This window comes from Herminiimonas sp., assembly GCF_030655415.1.
In genome coordinates this window covers 117,361-134,518 of the sequence record NZ_JAURVN010000019.1, presented here as the reverse complement: position 1 = coordinate 134,518, position 17,158 = coordinate 117,361, and the positions used below count along the sequence as shown (strand labels likewise).

General features: G+C 50.4%; 14 protein-coding genes and 3 tRNA genes. 5 read left to right on the top strand and 12 right to left on the bottom strand.

Annotated features, from left to right (window positions below; translation table 11 throughout):
• Positions 1–359 precede the first annotated feature (359 nt).
• Together purU and Q7T66_RS18000 are read right to left on the bottom strand one after the other, a co-directional pair.
• Positions 360–1,229, bottom strand: a complete 870-nt coding sequence (gene purU / locus Q7T66_RS18005; protein WP_304934485.1) for a formyltetrahydrofolate deformylase — start codon at positions 1,227–1,229, stop codon at positions 360–362.
• 215 nt (positions 1,230–1,444) lie between these two features.
• On the bottom strand, positions 1,445–1,990 hold the full coding sequence (locus Q7T66_RS18000; RefSeq protein ID WP_304934479.1) for a polymer-forming cytoskeletal protein: 546 nt from the start codon (positions 1,988–1,990) through the stop codon (positions 1,445–1,447).
• Positions 1,991–2,526: 536 nt separating this feature from the next.
• Between Q7T66_RS18000 and Q7T66_RS17995 the strand changes: the two genes are divergently transcribed.
• Together Q7T66_RS17995 and Q7T66_RS17990 are read left to right on the top strand one after the other, a co-directional pair.
• Entirely contained in the window at positions 2,527–3,615 is a 1,089-nt protein-coding gene (locus Q7T66_RS17995; protein ID WP_304934478.1) for a YjgN family protein, read from the top strand.
• Positions 3,616–3,653: 38 nt separating this feature from the next.
• A complete protein-coding gene (locus tag Q7T66_RS17990; protein WP_304934477.1) occupies positions 3,654–4,643 on the top strand; it encodes a M48 family metallopeptidase in 990 nt (329 codons plus the stop codon).
• A gap of 154 nt (positions 4,644–4,797) precedes the next feature.
• Here Q7T66_RS17990 and Q7T66_RS17985 read toward each other — a convergent pair whose 3' ends face one another.
• From Q7T66_RS17985 to Q7T66_RS17960, 6 genes are all read right to left on the bottom strand, one after another.
• Positions 4,798–5,373, bottom strand: a complete 576-nt coding sequence (locus Q7T66_RS17985) for an elongation factor P (RefSeq protein ID WP_112991980.1) — start codon at positions 5,371–5,373, stop codon at positions 4,798–4,800.
• A 115-nt stretch (positions 5,374–5,488) separates the two neighbouring features.
• A complete protein-coding gene (gene earP, locus Q7T66_RS17980) occupies positions 5,489–6,667 on the bottom strand; it encodes an elongation factor P maturation arginine rhamnosyltransferase EarP (RefSeq protein ID WP_304934476.1) in 1,179 nt (392 codons plus the stop codon).
• A 92-nt stretch (positions 6,668–6,759) separates the two neighbouring features.
• Positions 6,760–8,316, bottom strand: coding sequence for a DHA2 family efflux MFS transporter permease subunit (locus Q7T66_RS17975; RefSeq protein ID WP_304934484.1), 1,557 nt, complete (start codon positions 8,314–8,316; stop codon positions 6,760–6,762).
• Complete coding sequence (locus Q7T66_RS17970; protein ID WP_304934475.1) at positions 8,317–9,516, bottom strand: HlyD family efflux transporter periplasmic adaptor subunit; 1,200 nt, start codon at positions 9,514–9,516, stop codon at positions 8,317–8,319.
• Positions 9,513–11,033, bottom strand: a complete 1,521-nt coding sequence (locus Q7T66_RS17965) for an efflux transporter outer membrane subunit (protein ID WP_304934474.1) — start codon at positions 11,031–11,033, stop codon at positions 9,513–9,515. The genes Q7T66_RS17970 and Q7T66_RS17965 overlap by 4 nt, the downstream gene beginning before the upstream one ends.
• Positions 11,033–11,527, bottom strand: a complete 495-nt coding sequence (locus tag Q7T66_RS17960; RefSeq protein WP_304934473.1) for a MarR family winged helix-turn-helix transcriptional regulator — start codon at positions 11,525–11,527, stop codon at positions 11,033–11,035. The genes Q7T66_RS17965 and Q7T66_RS17960 overlap by 1 nt, the downstream gene beginning before the upstream one ends.
• Before the next feature lie 187 nt (positions 11,528–11,714).
• On the opposite strand from Q7T66_RS17960, the gene Q7T66_RS17955 reads away from it, so the two are divergent.
• A complete protein-coding gene (locus tag Q7T66_RS17955) occupies positions 11,715–12,668 on the top strand; it encodes a DUF72 domain-containing protein (protein WP_304934472.1) in 954 nt (317 codons plus the stop codon).
• A 149-nt stretch (positions 12,669–12,817) separates the two neighbouring features.
• Here the strand turns inward: Q7T66_RS17955 and Q7T66_RS17950 are convergent.
• The 4 genes from Q7T66_RS17950 to gltX form a co-directional block, all read right to left on the bottom strand.
• Positions 12,818–12,893, bottom strand: a tRNA-Glu gene (locus Q7T66_RS17950).
• 143 nt (positions 12,894–13,036) lie between these two features.
• A tRNA-Glu gene (locus tag Q7T66_RS17945) sits at positions 13,037–13,112 on the bottom strand.
• Between the two features lie 51 nt (positions 13,113–13,163).
• A tRNA-Ala gene (locus tag Q7T66_RS17940) sits at positions 13,164–13,239 on the bottom strand.
• Positions 13,240–13,304: 65 nt separating this feature from the next.
• On the bottom strand, positions 13,305–14,708 hold the full coding sequence (gene gltX / locus Q7T66_RS17935) for a glutamate--tRNA ligase (RefSeq protein ID WP_304934471.1): 1,404 nt from the start codon (positions 14,706–14,708) through the stop codon (positions 13,305–13,307).
• Here gltX and Q7T66_RS17930 point away from each other — a divergent pair.
• Both Q7T66_RS17930 and metG read left to right on the top strand, forming a co-directional pair.
• Positions 14,707–14,856 carry a hypothetical protein gene (locus Q7T66_RS17930; RefSeq protein ID WP_304934470.1) on the top strand — a complete coding sequence of 50 codons (150 nt, stop codon included), beginning with the start codon at positions 14,707–14,709 and terminating at the stop codon, positions 14,854–14,856. The two genes, gltX and Q7T66_RS17930, sit on opposite strands and share 2 nt — an antisense overlap.
• An 86-nt stretch (positions 14,857–14,942) precedes the next feature.
• Positions 14,943–17,081, top strand: coding sequence for a methionine--tRNA ligase (metG, locus tag Q7T66_RS17925; RefSeq protein WP_304934469.1), 2,139 nt, complete (start codon positions 14,943–14,945; stop codon positions 17,079–17,081).
• The last annotated feature ends 77 nt before the right edge of the window (positions 17,082–17,158 follow it).

Genomic DNA, 17,158 nt, shown 5'->3' with positions numbered 1-17,158 from the left:
GTTGCGGTTGCGGTTTGATTTTTGCAGTTGACCTTAACCGCATGTGACGTTGCCAAGGCAAGCGGTCATCAGGCGGATAAAGAGCGCAAACCTGTTTGAGCCGAAGGCGAGTTTGTTTGTGCTCCCGACTGATGATCGTTTGACTTGGGTACCCGCACAGCGGGCAACGGCTTCTGCGTCGCCTTCTTTTGCTTACTTTTCTTGGCGAAGCAAGAAAAGTGAGTAGCCGCCGGGCTACCCCAGGCAAGCCACCACCAAGAAAAAACAGTATCAACAACAAAGCACGCTAAAAGAAGCGCAATAAAAAAGCCGCCTAACCAAGGCGGCTTTTTAACATTCAAACCCGAAGGCAGAAAAATCTACTTAAAAACCACCGTTTTGTGACCATTCAACAAAATCCGGTGCTCAACAAAATACTTAACCGCCCGCGCTAGCACCACACACTCCACATCGCGCCCAATCGCAGTCAAGGTCGCAGGATCCATCGCGTGATCAACACGTGCGACATCCTGCTCAATGATGGGGCCTTCATCCAGATGGCCAGTAACAAAATGCGCCGTCGCGCCGATCAGCTTCACGCCACGATCATGCGCTTGATAGTAAGGCTTGGCGCCTTTAAAGCTAGGCAGGAATGAATGATGAATGTTGATCGCGCGGCCTTCGAGCGCAGTGCACATTTCCGGCGACAGAATTTGCATGTAACGCGCCAGCACGATCAGGTCGATATTGGCTGACTCTACAATTTCCAGAACCTTTTCTTCTTGCGCGCGCTTGGCGGATTCCGGCGCGCCTGTTGCCAAAGGCAGATGATGGAATGGGATGTTGTAGCTGGCAGCGAGTTGATAGAAATCTGTGTGATTCGAGACGATCGCTGGGATCTCTACTGGCAACAAACCACTTTTGTAGCGGAACAATAAATCGTTCAGGCAGTGCCCGATCTTGGAAACCATCAACAACACACGCGGCTTTTTAAACGCGTCGTGCAATTGCCAATTCATTTGCATCGTGTCAGCCAGCGTGGCAAACGTTCCGCGTAATACTTCTTCGGTCAGCGCCTTGTCTTCAGCGGCGAAATGCACGCGCATGAAAAAGAGTTTGGATTGCTGATCGCCGAACTGGGCGGAATCAATAATATTGCAGCCGTGGTCGGCGAGAAAACCGGAAACGCGTTGCACAATACCGCGTTGATCGAGGCAGGACAGATTAAGTATGTATTGCGAATGCATAATATTGGTCTGTATGGCAAGAGAGGCACTTGAACATCAAGCGAGGCCGTGTATTGTCGCACGGCTTGCGAATACAGACAAAATGGCCCGGCAATCGTTGGACCATTTGAATAGATGGAACGCGAGAAGAACATCGCCAAAAAAGTGGACTACACAAATGCCCGCGCCAGAAAACTGGCGCAGGCACAAGTCACAACAGGATTTAATTAGCTAAATAATTAAACGCTTTTCGCGACAGCCAATCCTTTAGGCGGCGTCGCGGCACCAACCTGTACGTCGCCCATCAATTGACCGCCTTCTTCGATTACGACATTGCCGTAACGAATCTTGCCGGACACTTTGCCGGAAGCGTAAATCACCAGCTTCTGGCGCACTGTCAATTCACCGTCGAAGGTGCCGTGAATTTCTGCGATATCAATACCGGCAGATCCTTTGAAAGATCCGTCTTTGGAAATTTGAATCACGCGAGAATCCATCGTTGCTTCAACAAAGCCTTCGACCACCAAGGTATCGCAATCGGTGATCTCAACGCCTTTGAGTTTGATATTCGGTCCGACGATCAACTTGCTACCGACTTCATTGGTGCTAGGCGCCGGCGCTTGACTGGTGGATGGGCTATTAAAATTACTGTTGGTAGAAGACGCTGGCTTGCTATGGAAACCGGCACTCGATGTGGTTGACGACGCAGCGGAACTGCCTGTGTTCAATGGAGGATTTGGCGTATTGGATTCTCGCTTGCCAAAAAGCGTGTCAGATCGAAGCATGAAATCTCCTGAAAATAATTGTCGCGATGACGTGAAATAAATATGTACGCTTCACAGTCAGCTGCGCATCGCGCGTAAACGACGTTGCCGCTTTAACTGATTTGCACTTCTAAGATGCAGCTTGCATATGAGTAATGCTCACGATTAAGCGCATCTGCAATTGGTACGTACACAATTGCTAAAGTTCTAATTTGTTACATTTTTTATAAAACTTTTTTCATCAAAATTTTGAGATGGACCACTGCTTAAAAATTAAGCAGTAGATTGAAGTGGTTTATTTGACGAACTTTGAAGAAAATTTCTAGGTTTGAATCGCGTTTAATAAATCTCAAAAGAATCACCGGTCACTCGCTTAAAAAATGCGTAGCCGTTTTTATATTTTTATTTCTTAAAGCAATCGATTACACGCAAAAATGTCCGCTTCCATCCACGTGCAATGTAAACGCCCAAAATTACTTTCATACTTGACAATTTATTATCGGCAAGCAACCATGATGCAGGCATTCAGATAAAAATAAATTGTTCAGGGAGAACACATGACTGACGTTTCTGGTTTTCAAACCGTAAATCAAGGAGAGCCGCAGCAGACTGGTCCATTGCCGTTTTCATTCAGCGGCACCGGTGGCGAGTACTTCCGCATCTGGATCGTCAATCTGCTGCTATCGATCGTCACTCTGGGCATTTATTCAGCTTGGGCAAAGGTAAGACGACTCAAGTATTTCTACGGCAACACAACTGTCGCCAATTCAAGTTTTGAGTATCACGGTAACCCGGTCGCCATTTTGAAAGGCCGGTTTGTCGCTGTCATCCTGATCATCGCTTACAACCTCGCGCTGGAAGCCTCTGGCTTCGTGGCCTTGCTGATGATTATTGCGGTTGCGTTCGCGGCACCCTGGTTGATTTGGAAAAGTCTGCAGTTCAAGCTGTATAACTCCAGCTATCGGGGCATACGCTTTGGCTTCCGCGGCTCCTTGAAGCAAGCCTATCTGGTGTATCTGCTGTGGCCGCTATTGGCTGGTATCAGCCTCTTGCTGGCGGCACCGTTTGCACATCAGCGTTTGAAAAGATTTCAGCACGAGGAAAGCCGCTTCGGCAGCACGCACTTTTCCTTCGACGCAACAGTAGGCGCATTTTATAAACGCTATTTGCTGTTTTTTGCGATCTGGCTGACCGGTTTCACAGCGATCTGTGTTGTGTTCGGTGGCGCCGTATTTACCATGATCGTTAGCGACGGTATGACGGATGCCAGAGATACGGCCAGCATGTTTGCGGTTTTTGCGTTTATCTTTGCGATGTATGTCTGGATGTTTTTGGTATTCCCGATTTTTGCAACCCTGATCCAGAACCTGATCTGGAACAACACACGTCTTGGCTTGCATCACTTCCAAAGCGAGATGAAATGGACGCGCGTGTCTTTCATCGCCATCACCAACATCATCGCGATCATTTGCACACTCGGTTTGTTCATGCCCTTTGCACAAATTCGCTATATGAAGTATCGAGTTGAATCGATGACCTTGCATCCTGAAGGCAGCCTCGATCATTTCGTCGCAGCAACGCAGGCACAAGCAGGCGCGACCGGCGAAGGCGTTGCAGATTTGCTGGACTTCGACTTGTCGCTTTGATTTATTGCCATAACTAATCACCTTAACTTGCAAGCCTAATGACGCAAATCCCGGCATCCTACTTCGACGGCAAGACCTCACGCGTACATCGCGTGAGCTTGTCAGTGAATGACGGGATCGCAAGCATCTCAGGTGACGCACAGCGTGCATCGCCGATCAGCGAGCTGCGGGTATCCGAGCGTACCCGGAACGGATTTCGCAAGGTGACGTTTCCCGACGACGCCTATCTGGAAATCAATAACGCACCCGAGTTCGATGATCTGCTCGCAGCAACTGGCTATCGCGATTCCGCCGTCGTGCGCATGCAGCAAAGCTGGCGCAACGCCTTGATAGGCCTGGTCGCCACCATCGCGATTCTGGTGCTGGGCTATTTATATGCGCTGCCCATCGCCGCCGATATCGTAGCCAAAGCATTGCCTGAAAGCGTCGAACGCTCCATCAGTAAAGGAACGTTGGAGTTTCTGGACAAACGCATACTTGCGCCCAGCCAGCTGCCTGTCGCCAGACGCGATGAGATCACCAAAAAATTTCAAATGATGGTGCCGCCTAAAGAAGGCGCGCCATCGTATGAAATCATTTTCCGTAAAAGTAATATTGGGCCAAATGCCTTTGCGCTGCCTTCCGGCCAAATCATCATGACCGATGAGCTGGTCAAGTTGATGAGCAACGATGAGCAAGTGATAGGCGTACTGGCACATGAGTTGGGACATTTGCATGAACGCCATTTGATGCGCCGCATTGTGCAAAGCTCGGCAATTGGCGCTGTCATCACCGTGATCTTTGGCGATGTTTCGTCGATCATTGCGACCGTGCCAACGGTGATGCTGGATATGAAGTATTCACGCGATGCTGAACGTGAAGCCGACGACTATGCGATTGCAATGATGAAGGCAAATGGCATTCCACTATCGCAATTGTCGGACAGCTTTGAACGTATGAAAACCAAGGAAAGCGAAGCTCCACCGCCCTACTTGTCCAGTCACCCATCGACAGATGATCGCATCGCGCATATCAAGAACGCACAATAAACTTCGACCCACCTGAAGCTGAAAGCTAAAAACGCCTGCAGATATTTTGCAGGCATTTTTTGTGGACCGACAGCGTGTTAGTTTCCGTCCTTATAAACTGACAGACGAAAAAAAACGCCGCATATAAAGCGGCGTTTTTAATTGCAGCGAAGTATTAGTTGCGAACAACGCGCTTGTATTCATTGGTGCGTGTATCGATTTCGATTACGTCATCGCTGCTGACAAACAACGGCACTTGAACAGTGTGTTGATGCGCTTCGACAGCGTTTTCAATACGCGCTTCTTTCAATACGTTACCGGAAGTATTGCCTTTAACTGCTGGCTCCGAGTAAACGATTTGACGAGCGATCGTGATAGGCAATTCAACCGAGATTGCTTTGCCGTCATAGAACACTGCTTCGCATTCCATGCCGTCTTTCAGGTAATGCAATGCATCGCCCAGGTTTTCTTCTTCGATTTCAAACTGATTGTATTCTTCGTCCATGAAGACGTACAAAGGATCAGCGAAGTACGAATAAGTCACAGGCTTTTTGTCGAGGACAACGACGTCGAACTTGTCGTCGCCGCGCATGACGTTTTCCATCGGGCTGTTGGTCAGAAGATTTTTCATCTTCCATTTGTAGGTGAAGCCGGTGCGGCTCGAACCGTTAACATCGGAACGCAACACGATGAAAGGTTTTGCATCCACCATAATGATGTTGCCAACGCGAATTTCTTTTGCAGGTTTCATAAAAAGTATACGTAAAAAGTAGGTTGCATAAAAATCATCTGTCGCCTGCGGCCAAAAGCCACGTAAGCTCACGTTTGATCGAAAAAAGAAGCTTCAAATTAACCGCGAATTATACCTAGTTTTTAGCGGCCTCTGAGCGCAGCGAGACGGCAAATTGCAACAAATTGGATGTTAAATCGCCGTTTGCCAGCATTTTTTGCTGCCAATCCACAGACTTGTGAGCAATTTTTGGCATATCAGCTTGAAATAGTGACCAGAGTGTCGGCCAGTCTGTCTGTCCTTTATCTACCGCTATTTCAGCGCCATTCCAGCACAAAGAGAAACTACTCAAGCTTTCGATATCCGGTGAATAACGCTGCAAAAATGCGCGTAATTTTTTGTGATGGAGATTCTCATCTTGCGGATAGATATGCCAGATAAACGGCTTGCCGGCCCACTGCGCCCGCACCCACGAATCCTCACCACGCACAAAATTCAAATCGCAAGCCCACAGCAACTTATCGTAATCCGGCTGTGCAACAAATGACAAGACGCGCACTGTCAGCGCGCCACGCGTAAATGAAGCTCCGGCTTTTGCTTCTGCGCCTAGGAACACCTGAATTGAATCAGCAGCGACGCCTTCCGGCACCAAGCAAGTAATGGCTGTCGCGCCGTTTTGCCAAGCTTCAAACAAGGCGGTAACTGGCGCGTCCGGATAACAGAACAAGGACACTTTGGTCGACGCCATCTCGGCCGCAGTCACGCCGAACTGCGCGAGAAATTCCGCCATGGCTTTTGGATCAGACTGAAATTGCTGGCGTTGCTCTTCCAAAGAAGATTCACGTAACAAGCCGCCTGTCTTCTCGGTAAATCCCGGAAAGAAAAAATGCTTGGTCAAAGACAGGCGCGGATGAGAAGACGGCAGCGTATGACAGCCTTCCACCCACTCTTCTGCAGTCAAACCTTCGAGGTTGAGCCACACAGGACGCGGATTACATTCAGCCATCGCAGTGATATAGCCAGGTGGAATATCGCAGGCAAAAAACTCAATGACAATATCGGCCAGATCACTGACTGCGAACACGCCTTCCTGATCACGCCAATGACGGATCGCTACGCCAAAGATTTTCTGCTCTTCAAGGTCTAACACCACCTCTGGACAGATGCGCTGAAAGCTACGTAAATCATCCACCCACAAAGTGACGGCGATATTGTGCTCGCGCTGCAACTGCCTTGCGAAGCGCCAGCAAATACCGATGTCGCCGTAGTTATCGACGACACGGCAAAACAGATGCAAAGTTTGGGGAAAGCTCATGCAAGTAGCCAAAAATTTAATCCACGCATGATAGACGATGACGTGGTGAAGGTTGTCGAAAATCGCTAGACAACCTTCATCCCATCATAGGATCAATGCGCACCCGCAGCGTCGGCCGGCGCACTTGATTTGCTTGGCTTGGTCATCCAGATGAATCCAATCAGCAGCAGAAACAGGATTGCCGATATCCAGAAAATATCCGTCGCAGCCAGCGTACTGGCTTGTACCGTCATCGACCTGTCTATCACCGCCCATGCGCCCTGCTCCGTCATGCCGCGCGACATCAGCGCCTGTACGGACTGCGTGAATGCCGGATTATGCGGACCGGTATGCTCCGCCAATTGTGCATGATGCAAAATCGTACGGTTATCCCACATCGTCGACGTTACTGAAGTACCGATACCGCCAAACATGATCCTCACGAAATTGGACAAACCCGCCGCTGCAGGAATCTTGTCTGGTGATTGGCCTGACAAGATGATCGACGTCAGTGGAATAAAGAACATCGCCATCGCCGCGCCTTGAATCACAGTCGGAATCATCAGCGTCAACACGTCCACATCCTGCGTGAATTGCGAACGCATGAAGAACACCAGCGCAAAAATCAGGAAGGCAGTTGTTGCGACCCAACGTGCATCGATTTTCGGCAATAGCTTACCGACTATCGGCGACAAAATAATCGCAAAAATACCAACCGGCGCCATTACTTTTCCGGCTTCAGTCGCGGTATATCCCAATTGGGTCTGCAACCACAAAGGCAGAATCACCAAACTACCAAAGAACAAACCGTAAGCCACTGAGATCGCGATCACGCCACCACTAAAGTTGCGTCCTTTGAACAGCGAAAGATCCACTACTGGATGTTCTTCGCCGATTTCCCAAATGATGAAGTAGACGAATGCCACCACCGCTATCGATGCCAGGATGATGATTTCACCTGAGTGGAACCAATCAAGTTCTTTGCCTTTATCCAGCATCAATTGCAGACAGCCTACCCACAATACAAGCAGTACCAAACCCACTTTGTCGATAGGCAGTTTGTAGGTTTTTGATTCACGTTCGCGATAGATAGACCACGTCGCCCACGCTGCGAAAATACCGATCGGAATATTGATGTAGAAAATCCACGGCCACGTGTAGTTGTCCGAGATCCAACCGCCCAGCAACGGACCGGCGACTGGCGCCACCAGCGTCGTCATGCCCCAGAACGCCAGCGCCATCCCACTCTTCGCGGGCGGATAACTCGATAGCAGCAGAGCTTGCGACAATGGAATCATCGGACCCGCCACCGCGCCTTGCAAAATACGCGCAGCAATCAACAGTTCGATACTCGGAGCCAAACCACACAAACATGAAGCCAGCACGAACAACAAAATCGACGTAATGAAAAGACGCACTTGACCAAAGCGCTGCGTCAGCCAACCTGTGAGCGGAACCGAAATCGCATTCGCCACCGCGAACGAGGTAATCACCCAGGTTCCCTGTTGTGGTGAGACACCAAGATCACCGGAAATCGCAGGGATGGACACGTTCGCAATCGACGAGTCGAGTACGTTCATGAACACCGCGAGCGACAGCGCTATCGTGCCGACTACGAGTGGCGTGCCACTTAGTGGCGGCAACGCGGAACGAGGAGTTGCACTCATAATTTAGTGTGTATTTTTAGCTGCTGCGGTATTGCTATTGGCGGCAATGATGCTCGCAACACGCGCTTCGGCTTCATGACCGGCGTTGTCGAACACAGCGGTTTGATACGCGGGTTCGCTACGCGCAGGCACAGCGGATGTCAGCGATGTGCCTTCAGCATGCGCGATGTCCACTTCAACCTGCATCGACAAACCTACGCGCAAAGGACGTTCAGCCAATTCTTTGGCATCGAGTTCGATACGCACTGGAATACGTTGCACGACCTTGATCCAGTTACCGCTGGCATTCTGCGTTGGCAACAGGGCAAATGCGGCGCCAGTTCCGGCCGACAGACCGACGACCTTGCCGTGATATTCAACACCGCTGCCATACAAATCGGAATGCAAAGTAACCGGCTGACCGATACGCATCTTGGCGACTTGCACTTCCTTGAAATTGGCATCGACCCACAGGCTCGTCAGTGGCACGATTGCCAGCAATGGCGTACCTGGCGCAACGCGCTGGCCGACTTGCACTGAACGTTTTGCGATGTAACCGGTAATCGGCGCAGGCAAAGTATTACGCGCTAAATTCAAATAAGCTGATTGCACTTGTGCTGCTGCGCGTTGCACATTTGGATGATTCGCGACTGAGGTGCGATCTGTGAGCACCTGATTCGACGCGAGCTGTTCACGCGTCGCTTGCAATGCGGATTCTGCTGCTTGCAATGCGGTACGCGCATGATCCAGCTCTTCCTTCGATACAGCGCCGGTTCCGCTCAATTGTTCGCGGCGTGCCAGATCAGACTTGGCGCGTGCAACATCGCTAATACGTGCAGTGACGTTCGCATTCAAGGTACGGTTATTCACAAACAAGGTACGTACTTCGCGTACGGTTTGTGCGAGTTGTGCTTCTGCTTGATCAAGCGCTACTTTGGCGTCGCTATGATCGAGTTCGATCAATGGTTTGCCGGCTTCTACAAGTTCTGTATCGTCAGCGTGTATCGCGATGACTGTGCCACTAACTTGTGGTGTGACTTGCACGACATTACCTGCGACGTAAGCATCATCGGTATCTTCAAAATGACGTGCGTAAATTGCCCACCAGATGCCGTATGCAATCAGCAAGAGCGCTAGCAAAACGGAGACAGCGATGATCCGCTGGCGGCGTTTGCCGTTGTTGGCTTTAGGTGTTTCTGTTACTGCTGTGTTGGTCGTATTCATGATGCACTTCTCACGGAGGTGGAAACGTTCGAGGGAGTAGAACTTTCTTCTATTGCGAGGCCTTGCGACTGCGCGTCAAAACCGCCGCCCAGAGCCTTGATCAAGCCAATACGTAAATCACTGCGACGTGCCTGCAAATCCAGATCAACACGACGTTGCGAAATCAGCGTCATCTCTGCAGCGAGAGCCGGCAACATATTGGTCGTGCCTATGCGTTCGCGTTGCTGCGCCAAATCCAGATTGCCGGAAGCGGCTTGCGTTGCTTTTAGTTGCTGCTCACTTTGCAAGGCAACTGCACGCAGCGACGTGACTTGATCAGCGACGTCATGCAAGGCATCATTTAAGGCACGGTTATAAGTGGCAACCATGCTGTCGTATTCGGCCACGCGACCTTTCAGATTCGCGCGCAGGGTGCGACCTTCCAGAATTGGCATCGTGATTGCCGGGCCAGCGCCCACGACACGACTGCCGCTCTTCAGCAAATTGTTCAAACCAATGCTGGAGAAACCTGCATACGCCATCAGATTGATATTCGGATAGAACGCAGCCTTGGCAGCACTGATATCGCCCTGCACTGCTTCAACCTGCCAGCGCGCCGCGACGATATCGGGTCTACGGCCGAGCAATTCCAAAGGCAAGGTATCCGGCAAAGCAGTCGCAACATCCGCTGGTAAAACTGGACGCTCGATTTGACGACCACGATCCGGACCTTGCCCCAGCAATGCGGCAAGCTGATTACGGGTCAGTGAGATTTGCTCCAGCAATTGTTCGCGCTCGGCACCCAAGGTTGCTACTTGCTGACGTGTTTGTTGATTCTCGGACTTGGCATCCAGACCGGCATCGAGACGCAACTGTGTCAGACGTGCAATTTTTGCGCTGACATCGAGTTGCTGCTGGTTCAAATCGAGTTGCGCATACTGACGCGCCAGTTGAATCCAGGTGCGTGCTACCGAGGTAGCGATCACCAGACGTGCGTTGTATTGCTCCGCCTGTGCTGCCTTGCCTTGCGATAACGCACTGCGCAATTCGCCAGCATGCTTTCCCCAGAAATCAAAATCGTAAGAAAAGTTGAGGCGCAATGCATTGTCGGTGCGATAGGTGCCCGCATATGGAGGCGGAATAATGTAGTTCTCGCTATAGCGCTGGTAAGTGCTATCCAGACTCGCCGATACAGCAGGACGACTCGCAGCGTCTGCCGCGTCCGTCATTGCGATAGCAGCAGCGACGCGCGCAGCAGCGATTTGTAGATTCGGATTACCAGCTATCGCTTCATCAATCAACAACTGCAAAGGCGCACCGCCGATTGATTGTGCCCATTTGATATCCGGCCACTGGCCATGCTGATCGGGCAATGATTCTGCGGTGGCGTATTCCGCAGGGTTACTCAACTTTCCGCTGGTTTCTATGCCCTTGAAGCTGGCGCAAGAACTAAGCAAAACGACTGCGCAACTTGCTGCGATCACGCCGCGGAATGAAGGGCTTTTTAAATTGCTAGAAAAACTAATTAAGCTTTTCATCATTGACTCCTGTCTTTCAATTCCTTGCTGTCGGCTTCAGGTGCTGCGCCGTACAACAATTTGCGCAACAAGGTTTTGAGTGTTTCCACTTCATCACTACTAAATTCGATGAAATTTTGATTAAGTACGCCCACATATAAATCGGGCAATTTATTCGCAAGCTCGACGCCGACTTCAGTCAAATGCAAATTAATCACACGCCGGTCGTCGCTGCGTGGCACACGTTGAATCAGTCCGCGCTTTTCCAATCGATCGATCATTCGTGTAATCGACGCCGAGTCGATGTACAGCTCGCGTGACAGTTCGGCGGCCGTTGAATATTTCCCGGAATTCAACATTAGCAACATGCTGCCTTGCGCGTGTGTGATATCGAGCTGTGCCAGATCGACATCGACCGCTTTAGCCAGCTTGGTACGGGAGCGCGCTAATAAGTAGCCAACGCTTTCTTCTACGCACCAAGCGCCAGACGGAAAGATTTTTTCGATTTTATTCATATATTTGCCTAATCAATAACAGTCAGAGCAATAGCTGTCTAGGCAGCTAATATACCCACACTTTTATTTTGAGTTGCTAAGAAAACGTTAAGAGTCAAAGAATTCTGAACAATTTTTTATGCGTGGTGACAAACGTGATCGAACTGACAATTTCGTCGAAGCCGGTTGAACATGGGAGCCAGCACCAATGACCTCGATACGAATAGGAATTTCCGGCTGGCGTTATAAAGGTTGGCGCGATTCGTTTTATCCGCCCAATCTGGTGCAGGCACGTGAGCTGGCGTTTGCTTCGCGCGCCCTCGAAACGATAGAGATCAATGGCTCGCACTACGCATTGCAAACGCCAAAAAGTTATCGCGCCTGGTATGACGCGACGCCGGCCGACTTCATGTTTAGTGTGAAAGCACCGCGTTATGTGACGCACATTTTGCGTTTGCGCGATGCCGAGTCGGCTATTTCAAACTTTTTTGCGTCTGGACTTTTCAATCTGAAAGAGAAGCTGGGCCCGATCCTGTGGCAATTTCCACCAAGTTTTCGTTATGACGAAGCATCGTTCGAGGCATTTTTACGATCCCTGCCGACTGACACCGAAGCAGCGCTCGCAGTGGCAAAAGGTCATGACACGCATATTAAACATCCATGCCTCCAGATCGATCAAAAGCGGCGCGTACGCCATGCCATCGAAGTTCGTCATCAAAGTTTTTTTCAGGATTCATTTGTGAAGATGCTTAGAAAGTATGGTGCTGCGCTGGTCGCTTCCGATTCGCCTGACTGGCCTTATGCAGAAGACATCACCGCCGACTTTTTTTATATGCGCCTGCATGGAAAGGGAACGCTTTATAGCGGCGAATATCCTGACACTGCGCTTGATGAATGGGCGAGCAAGATTCAGAAATGGGCCGCCGGCCAGGAGCCGCATGACGCGCAACATATTTCAACAGCGACAACGCAAAAGCATGCAGCACGCGATGTCTTCTGCTACTTCGATAATGATTTGAAAGTGCACGCACCGTTCGATGCAGCCAGGATGATGAGTCGATTACGGAAAGGCGGCAGTGCTGTTGAAAACGACACCGCAGGTTTGCAACAATCCTTGTGGACTTCGGAAGAAATGGCAGATTTATTAGTGAAGAAAAAATAATGCGCCACGTATGCACAGGCATTATCTTTGAACTAATTGTGGAAGAAACGGATTGCTTGAGTGAGCACCGATATCAAAAAGTTCGGTAGCCAGAAACGAAAAAAGCTCTGAATCATCAGAGCTTTTTTGTACCAGACGAATCTGAAATTTGGCGTCCCCAAGGGGATTCGAACCCCTGTACTCACCGTGAAAGGGTGATGTCCTAGGCCTCTAGACGATGGGGACAGAAATCTGTCCTTGATACTGACCTTGCAAATTCAACAGTGGCAATAAGCGAGAGCTTACGCACTGATTCTTTGCGTTCTACCTTTAAATGAAAAAAGCCCTGAATAATCAGGGCTTTTTTCATACCAGACGAATCTGGAATTTGGCGTCCCCAAGGGGATTCGAACCCCTGTACTCACCGTGAAAGGGTGATGTCCTAGGCCTCTAGACGATGGGGACAGAAACCTGTCCATACTGACCTTGTACTACATTTACTACTCTGCACTTTGCTGGTGGAGGTAAGCGGGATCGAACCGCTGACCTCTTGCATGCCATGCAAGCGCTCTCCCAGCTGAGCTATACCCCCTCTTGCGCAGAAGCGAGATTATAGCAAAGGTTTTCTCCCTGTGTAAATCACTCTTTTGAATCTTTTTAAAGATAGTTAGCGATACGCGCCAAAACTACTTCACGGCCAAACAATTCAACCACTGCATCGATCGATGGTGTTTGCAATTGTCCTGTGATGATCAAACGCAAAGGCATCGCCAGTTGCGGCATTTTAATTTTGTGCGCAGCGAGTACTTCTTTCAACGCAGCAGACAAAGCTTCCTTGGTCCACTCCACTGTTTTCAGTTGCTCTGCATATTGCGTGAGCGCTGGCTTGATTGCATCCGTCAAATGCTGCGTCAACAAAGCTGCATCTGGTGTAGGCTGGCGATAGAACAGCATCGCCGCAACCGCGAGTTCATTCAGTGTATTGATGCGATCCTTCATCAATGCGATGACGGCAGCCAGATCAGGCGCACCATCGAACTTCGCACCATGACTTTCCATCATTGGACGCACCAACCCAGCAAGGCGCGTGTTGTCCGCTTGCTTGATGTAATGGTTATTCAACCAGTCGAGTTTTTCGTGATTGAATTGCGCCGGCGATTTAGTCAGATGATCGAGATCAAACCATTGCTGGAACTGTTCAATCGAAAACACTTCATCGTCACCATGACTCCAGCCCAGACGACCCAGATAGTTCAGCATCGCTTCTGGCAAATAACCTTGCGCCGGATAATCCATCACGCTGACTGCTCCATGACGTTTGGATAATTTTTCACCGTCGGTGCCAAGGATCATCGGCAGATGACCATACAGCGGCAACGGCGCACCGATCGCTTGCAGGATATTAATCTGGCGCGGTGTGTTGTTGACGTGATCATCGCCACGAATCACATGCGTGATCTGCATGTCAGAATCATCCACCGCGACGCAGAAGTTATAGGTCGGCGTGCCATCCTGACGCGCGATCACCAGATCATCCAGCTCGCGATTCGAAATCGTGATCGAACCTTTGACGACGTCGATCCAAGTTACATCGCCTTCAGTCGGATTGCGGAAGCGCACAACAGGCTTGCGATCAGCCGGGATCGCCGGCAAAGTTTTGCCATCTTCCGGACGCCAGGTACCGTCGTAGCGCGGCTTTTCGCCGGCAGCGCGTTGACGCTCGCGCATTGCTTCAACTTCTTCCGACGATGAATAACATTGATACGCGGTGCCGGCAGCCAGCATTTGTGCAATGACTTCGCGATAACGGTCCATGCGCTGCATCTGATAGAACGGACCTTCGTCGTGATGCAGGCCCAGCCATTCCATCCCTTCAATGATTGCCTGTACAGCTTCGGGTGTAGAACGTTCGAGATCGGTATCTTCTATGCGCAGTATAAAAGTGCCGCCGAAGTGGCGTGCGTACGCCCACGAAAAAAGCGCGGTACGCGCGCCACCAACGTGGAGATAGCCGGTAGGGCTGGGAGCAAAACGGGTGCGGATAGGAGCAGGAACGGTCATGGCAAATAAAAACGGCCTTGGATTGCCAAAGCCGTCCTGTAAAAAAACGCCATTTTACCGCGTCACCATACGGATGGACCAGCCCTGCCTGAAACATCTAGCCAGCTTCGATCAGATAAAGCGCGATGGCTTGTGTGCAAGCATTTAATGACTATATATGGCGTGAGGCTGCGACAACCCGCGCGTCACTGCTAAAATTACGCCTTTATTACCTAATTTATCAAGCATCACCTTATGAGCAACCCATTGCCGCGCAAACTTTTCGTCACGACCGCCCTCCCTTACGCCAACGGCGCATTTCATATCGGCCACATCATGGAATACATCCAGGCCGACATCTGGGTGCGGTTCCAGCGCATGCAAGGCAGTGAGGTGAACTTCGTCGGTGCTGACGACGCGCACGGTGCGCCCATCATGATCGCGGCGGAAAAAGCCGGCCTGACACCGCAGCAGTTCGTCGCCAATATCGCGGCCGGACGCAAACAGTATCTGGATGGTTTTCATATCGCCTTCGATAACTGGAGCTCGACCGACAGCCCGGAAAATCACAAGCTCGCGCAACAGATTTATCTGGACTTGAAAAAAGCCGGATTGATCGCGACCAAGACAGTCGAGCAATTCTTCGATCCTGAAAAAAACATGTTCCTGCCGGATCGCTACATCAAGGGCCAATGCCCGACATGCGGCGCCAAAGATCAATACGGCGACAACTGCGAAGTCTGCGGCGCGGTGTATGTCCCTACCGATTTGATCAATCCGTATTCGACATTGACCGGCGCGACCCCTGTGCTGAAAAATTCCGAACACTTCTTCTTCACCTTATCGGATCCACGCTGCGTGGAATTCCTGGAGCAATGGATACAAGGTAACGACACCGACGGCAAAGCACATCTGCAGTCGGAAGTCGCCAACAAGGTCAAAGAATGGTTTTCGGTACGCGACAATATTGATGGCAGCACCAGCGAAGGCCTGAGCGATTGGGACATCTCGCGTGATGCACCTTACTTCGGGATTGAAATTCCGGATTCACCAGGTAAATACTTTTACGTCTGGCTGGATGCGCCTGTCGGCTATCTGGCATCACTGAAAAATTTGCTCGATAAACGCGGTGAGAATTTCGATGCCTACATGGCTGAGCCTGCGCTGGAACAAATTCATTTTATCGGCAAGGACATCGTCAATTTCCACACTTTGTTCTGGCCGGCGATGTTGAAATTCAGCGGCCGCAAAACACCTAACAAGGTATTCGTACACGGCTTCTTGACCGTCAACAACGGCGAGAAAATGAGCAAGAGCCGTGGCACCGGGCTCGATCCACTGAAATATCTCAGCCTCGGCATGAACCCGGAATGGTTGCGTTATTACCTCGCGAATAAACTAAGCGCACGCAATGAAGACATCGACTTTAATCCGGAAGATTTCATCGCGCGCGTCAACAGTGATCTGGTCGGCAAATATGTGAATATTGCCAGCCGCGCGGCAGGCTTTATCGCGAAGCGTTTCGATGGTCACGTCGTCACCGATTGGGCAACCAAGAACGATGCGTTCATCAGCAAGTTGCGCAACATCGCGCCGGAAATCCAAGCCTTCTACGACCAGCGCGAATACGGCAAAGCCCTGCGCGCCATCATGGAACAAGCCGACATCATCAATGCGTATGTCGATGCGAATAAACCTTGGGAACTGGCGAAGAAACCAGAGAATAGCGCAGCCTTGCAAGAAGTTTGCAGCCGCTTGCTGGAAGCTTTCCGCATCCTGACTATTTATCTGAAACCAGTCTTGCCGAATCTGGCAACACAAGTTGAAGCGCTGTTGAATATCGCACCGCTGCAATGGCAGCACGTCGCTACGCCATTACCGAACAATCATTTGGTCAATCCGTATTCGCATTTGATGACACGCGTAGAACCAAAAATGCTGGATGATTTATTCGATATACCTGCCGTGGTCGATGCAACTGTCGGTGTGCCTGGCGCGCCAGTGACTTCAAATGGCGATGTCGCAAGCGCAAGCGACGTCGAAGCCATCGCACCAGAAATCAAAATAGATGATTTCGCGAAGATCGATTTGCGCATTGCAAAAATCGTCAACTGCGAACATGTGGAAGGTTCAGACAAGTTACTGCGCCTTACGCTGGATGTCGGCGAAGGCCGCTTGCGCAATGTTTTCTCCGGCATCAAATCTGCATATCAGCCTGAAGAATTGATCGGGAAGCTGACCGTGATGGTCGCCAACCTCGCACCACGCAAAATGAAGTTCGGTATTTCTGAAGGTATGGTGCTGGCTGCATCTGCATCGGATGAAAAATCCAATCCAGGAATTTACATTTTGAATCCGTGGCCAGGTGCAGAACCTGGCATGCGCGTCGGCTGATAATAAAATTAGCGCGAGTAAAATTTGAAAATAAAAATGGGCCCATCGGCCCATTTTTATTGCGCTCTTGTTATCAC

Bases quoted from the DNA above. Each gene is read 5' to 3' on its own strand.
- Q7T66_RS18000 (WP_304934479.1), bottom strand. From the start codon at position 1,990: ATGCTTCGATCTGACACGCTTTTTGGCAAGCGAGAATCCAATACGCCA.
- Q7T66_RS17995 (WP_304934478.1), top strand. From the start codon at position 2,527: ATGACTGACGTTTCTGGTTTTCAAACCGTAAATCAAGGAGAGCCGCAG.
- Q7T66_RS17990 (WP_304934477.1), top strand. From the start codon at position 3,654: ATGACGCAAATCCCGGCATCCTACTTCGACGGCAAGACCTCACGCGTA.
- Q7T66_RS17985 (WP_112991980.1), bottom strand. From the start codon at position 5,373: ATGAAACCTGCAAAAGAAATTCGCGTTGGCAACATCATTATGGTGGAT.
- earP (WP_304934476.1), bottom strand. From the start codon at position 6,667: ATGAGCTTTCCCCAAACTTTGCATCTGTTTTGCCGTGTCGTCGATAAC.
- Q7T66_RS17970 (WP_304934475.1), bottom strand. From the start codon at position 9,516: ATGAATACGACCAACACAGCAGTAACAGAAACACCTAAAGCCAACAAC.
- Q7T66_RS17965 (WP_304934474.1), bottom strand. From the start codon at position 11,033: ATGAAAAGCTTAATTAGTTTTTCTAGCAATTTAAAAAGCCCTTCATTC.
- Q7T66_RS17960 (WP_304934473.1), bottom strand. From the start codon at position 11,527: ATGAATAAAATCGAAAAAATCTTTCCGTCTGGCGCTTGGTGCGTAGAA.
- Q7T66_RS17955 (WP_304934472.1), top strand. From the start codon at position 11,715: ATGACCTCGATACGAATAGGAATTTCCGGCTGGCGTTATAAAGGTTGG.
- Q7T66_RS17930 (WP_304934470.1), top strand. From the start codon at position 14,707: ATGGCAAATAAAAACGGCCTTGGATTGCCAAAGCCGTCCTGTAAAAAA.
- gltX (WP_304934471.1), bottom strand. From the start codon at position 14,708: ATGACCGTTCCTGCTCCTATCCGCACCCGTTTTGCTCCCAGCCCTACC.
- metG (WP_304934469.1), top strand. From the start codon at position 14,943: ATGAGCAACCCATTGCCGCGCAAACTTTTCGTCACGACCGCCCTCCCT.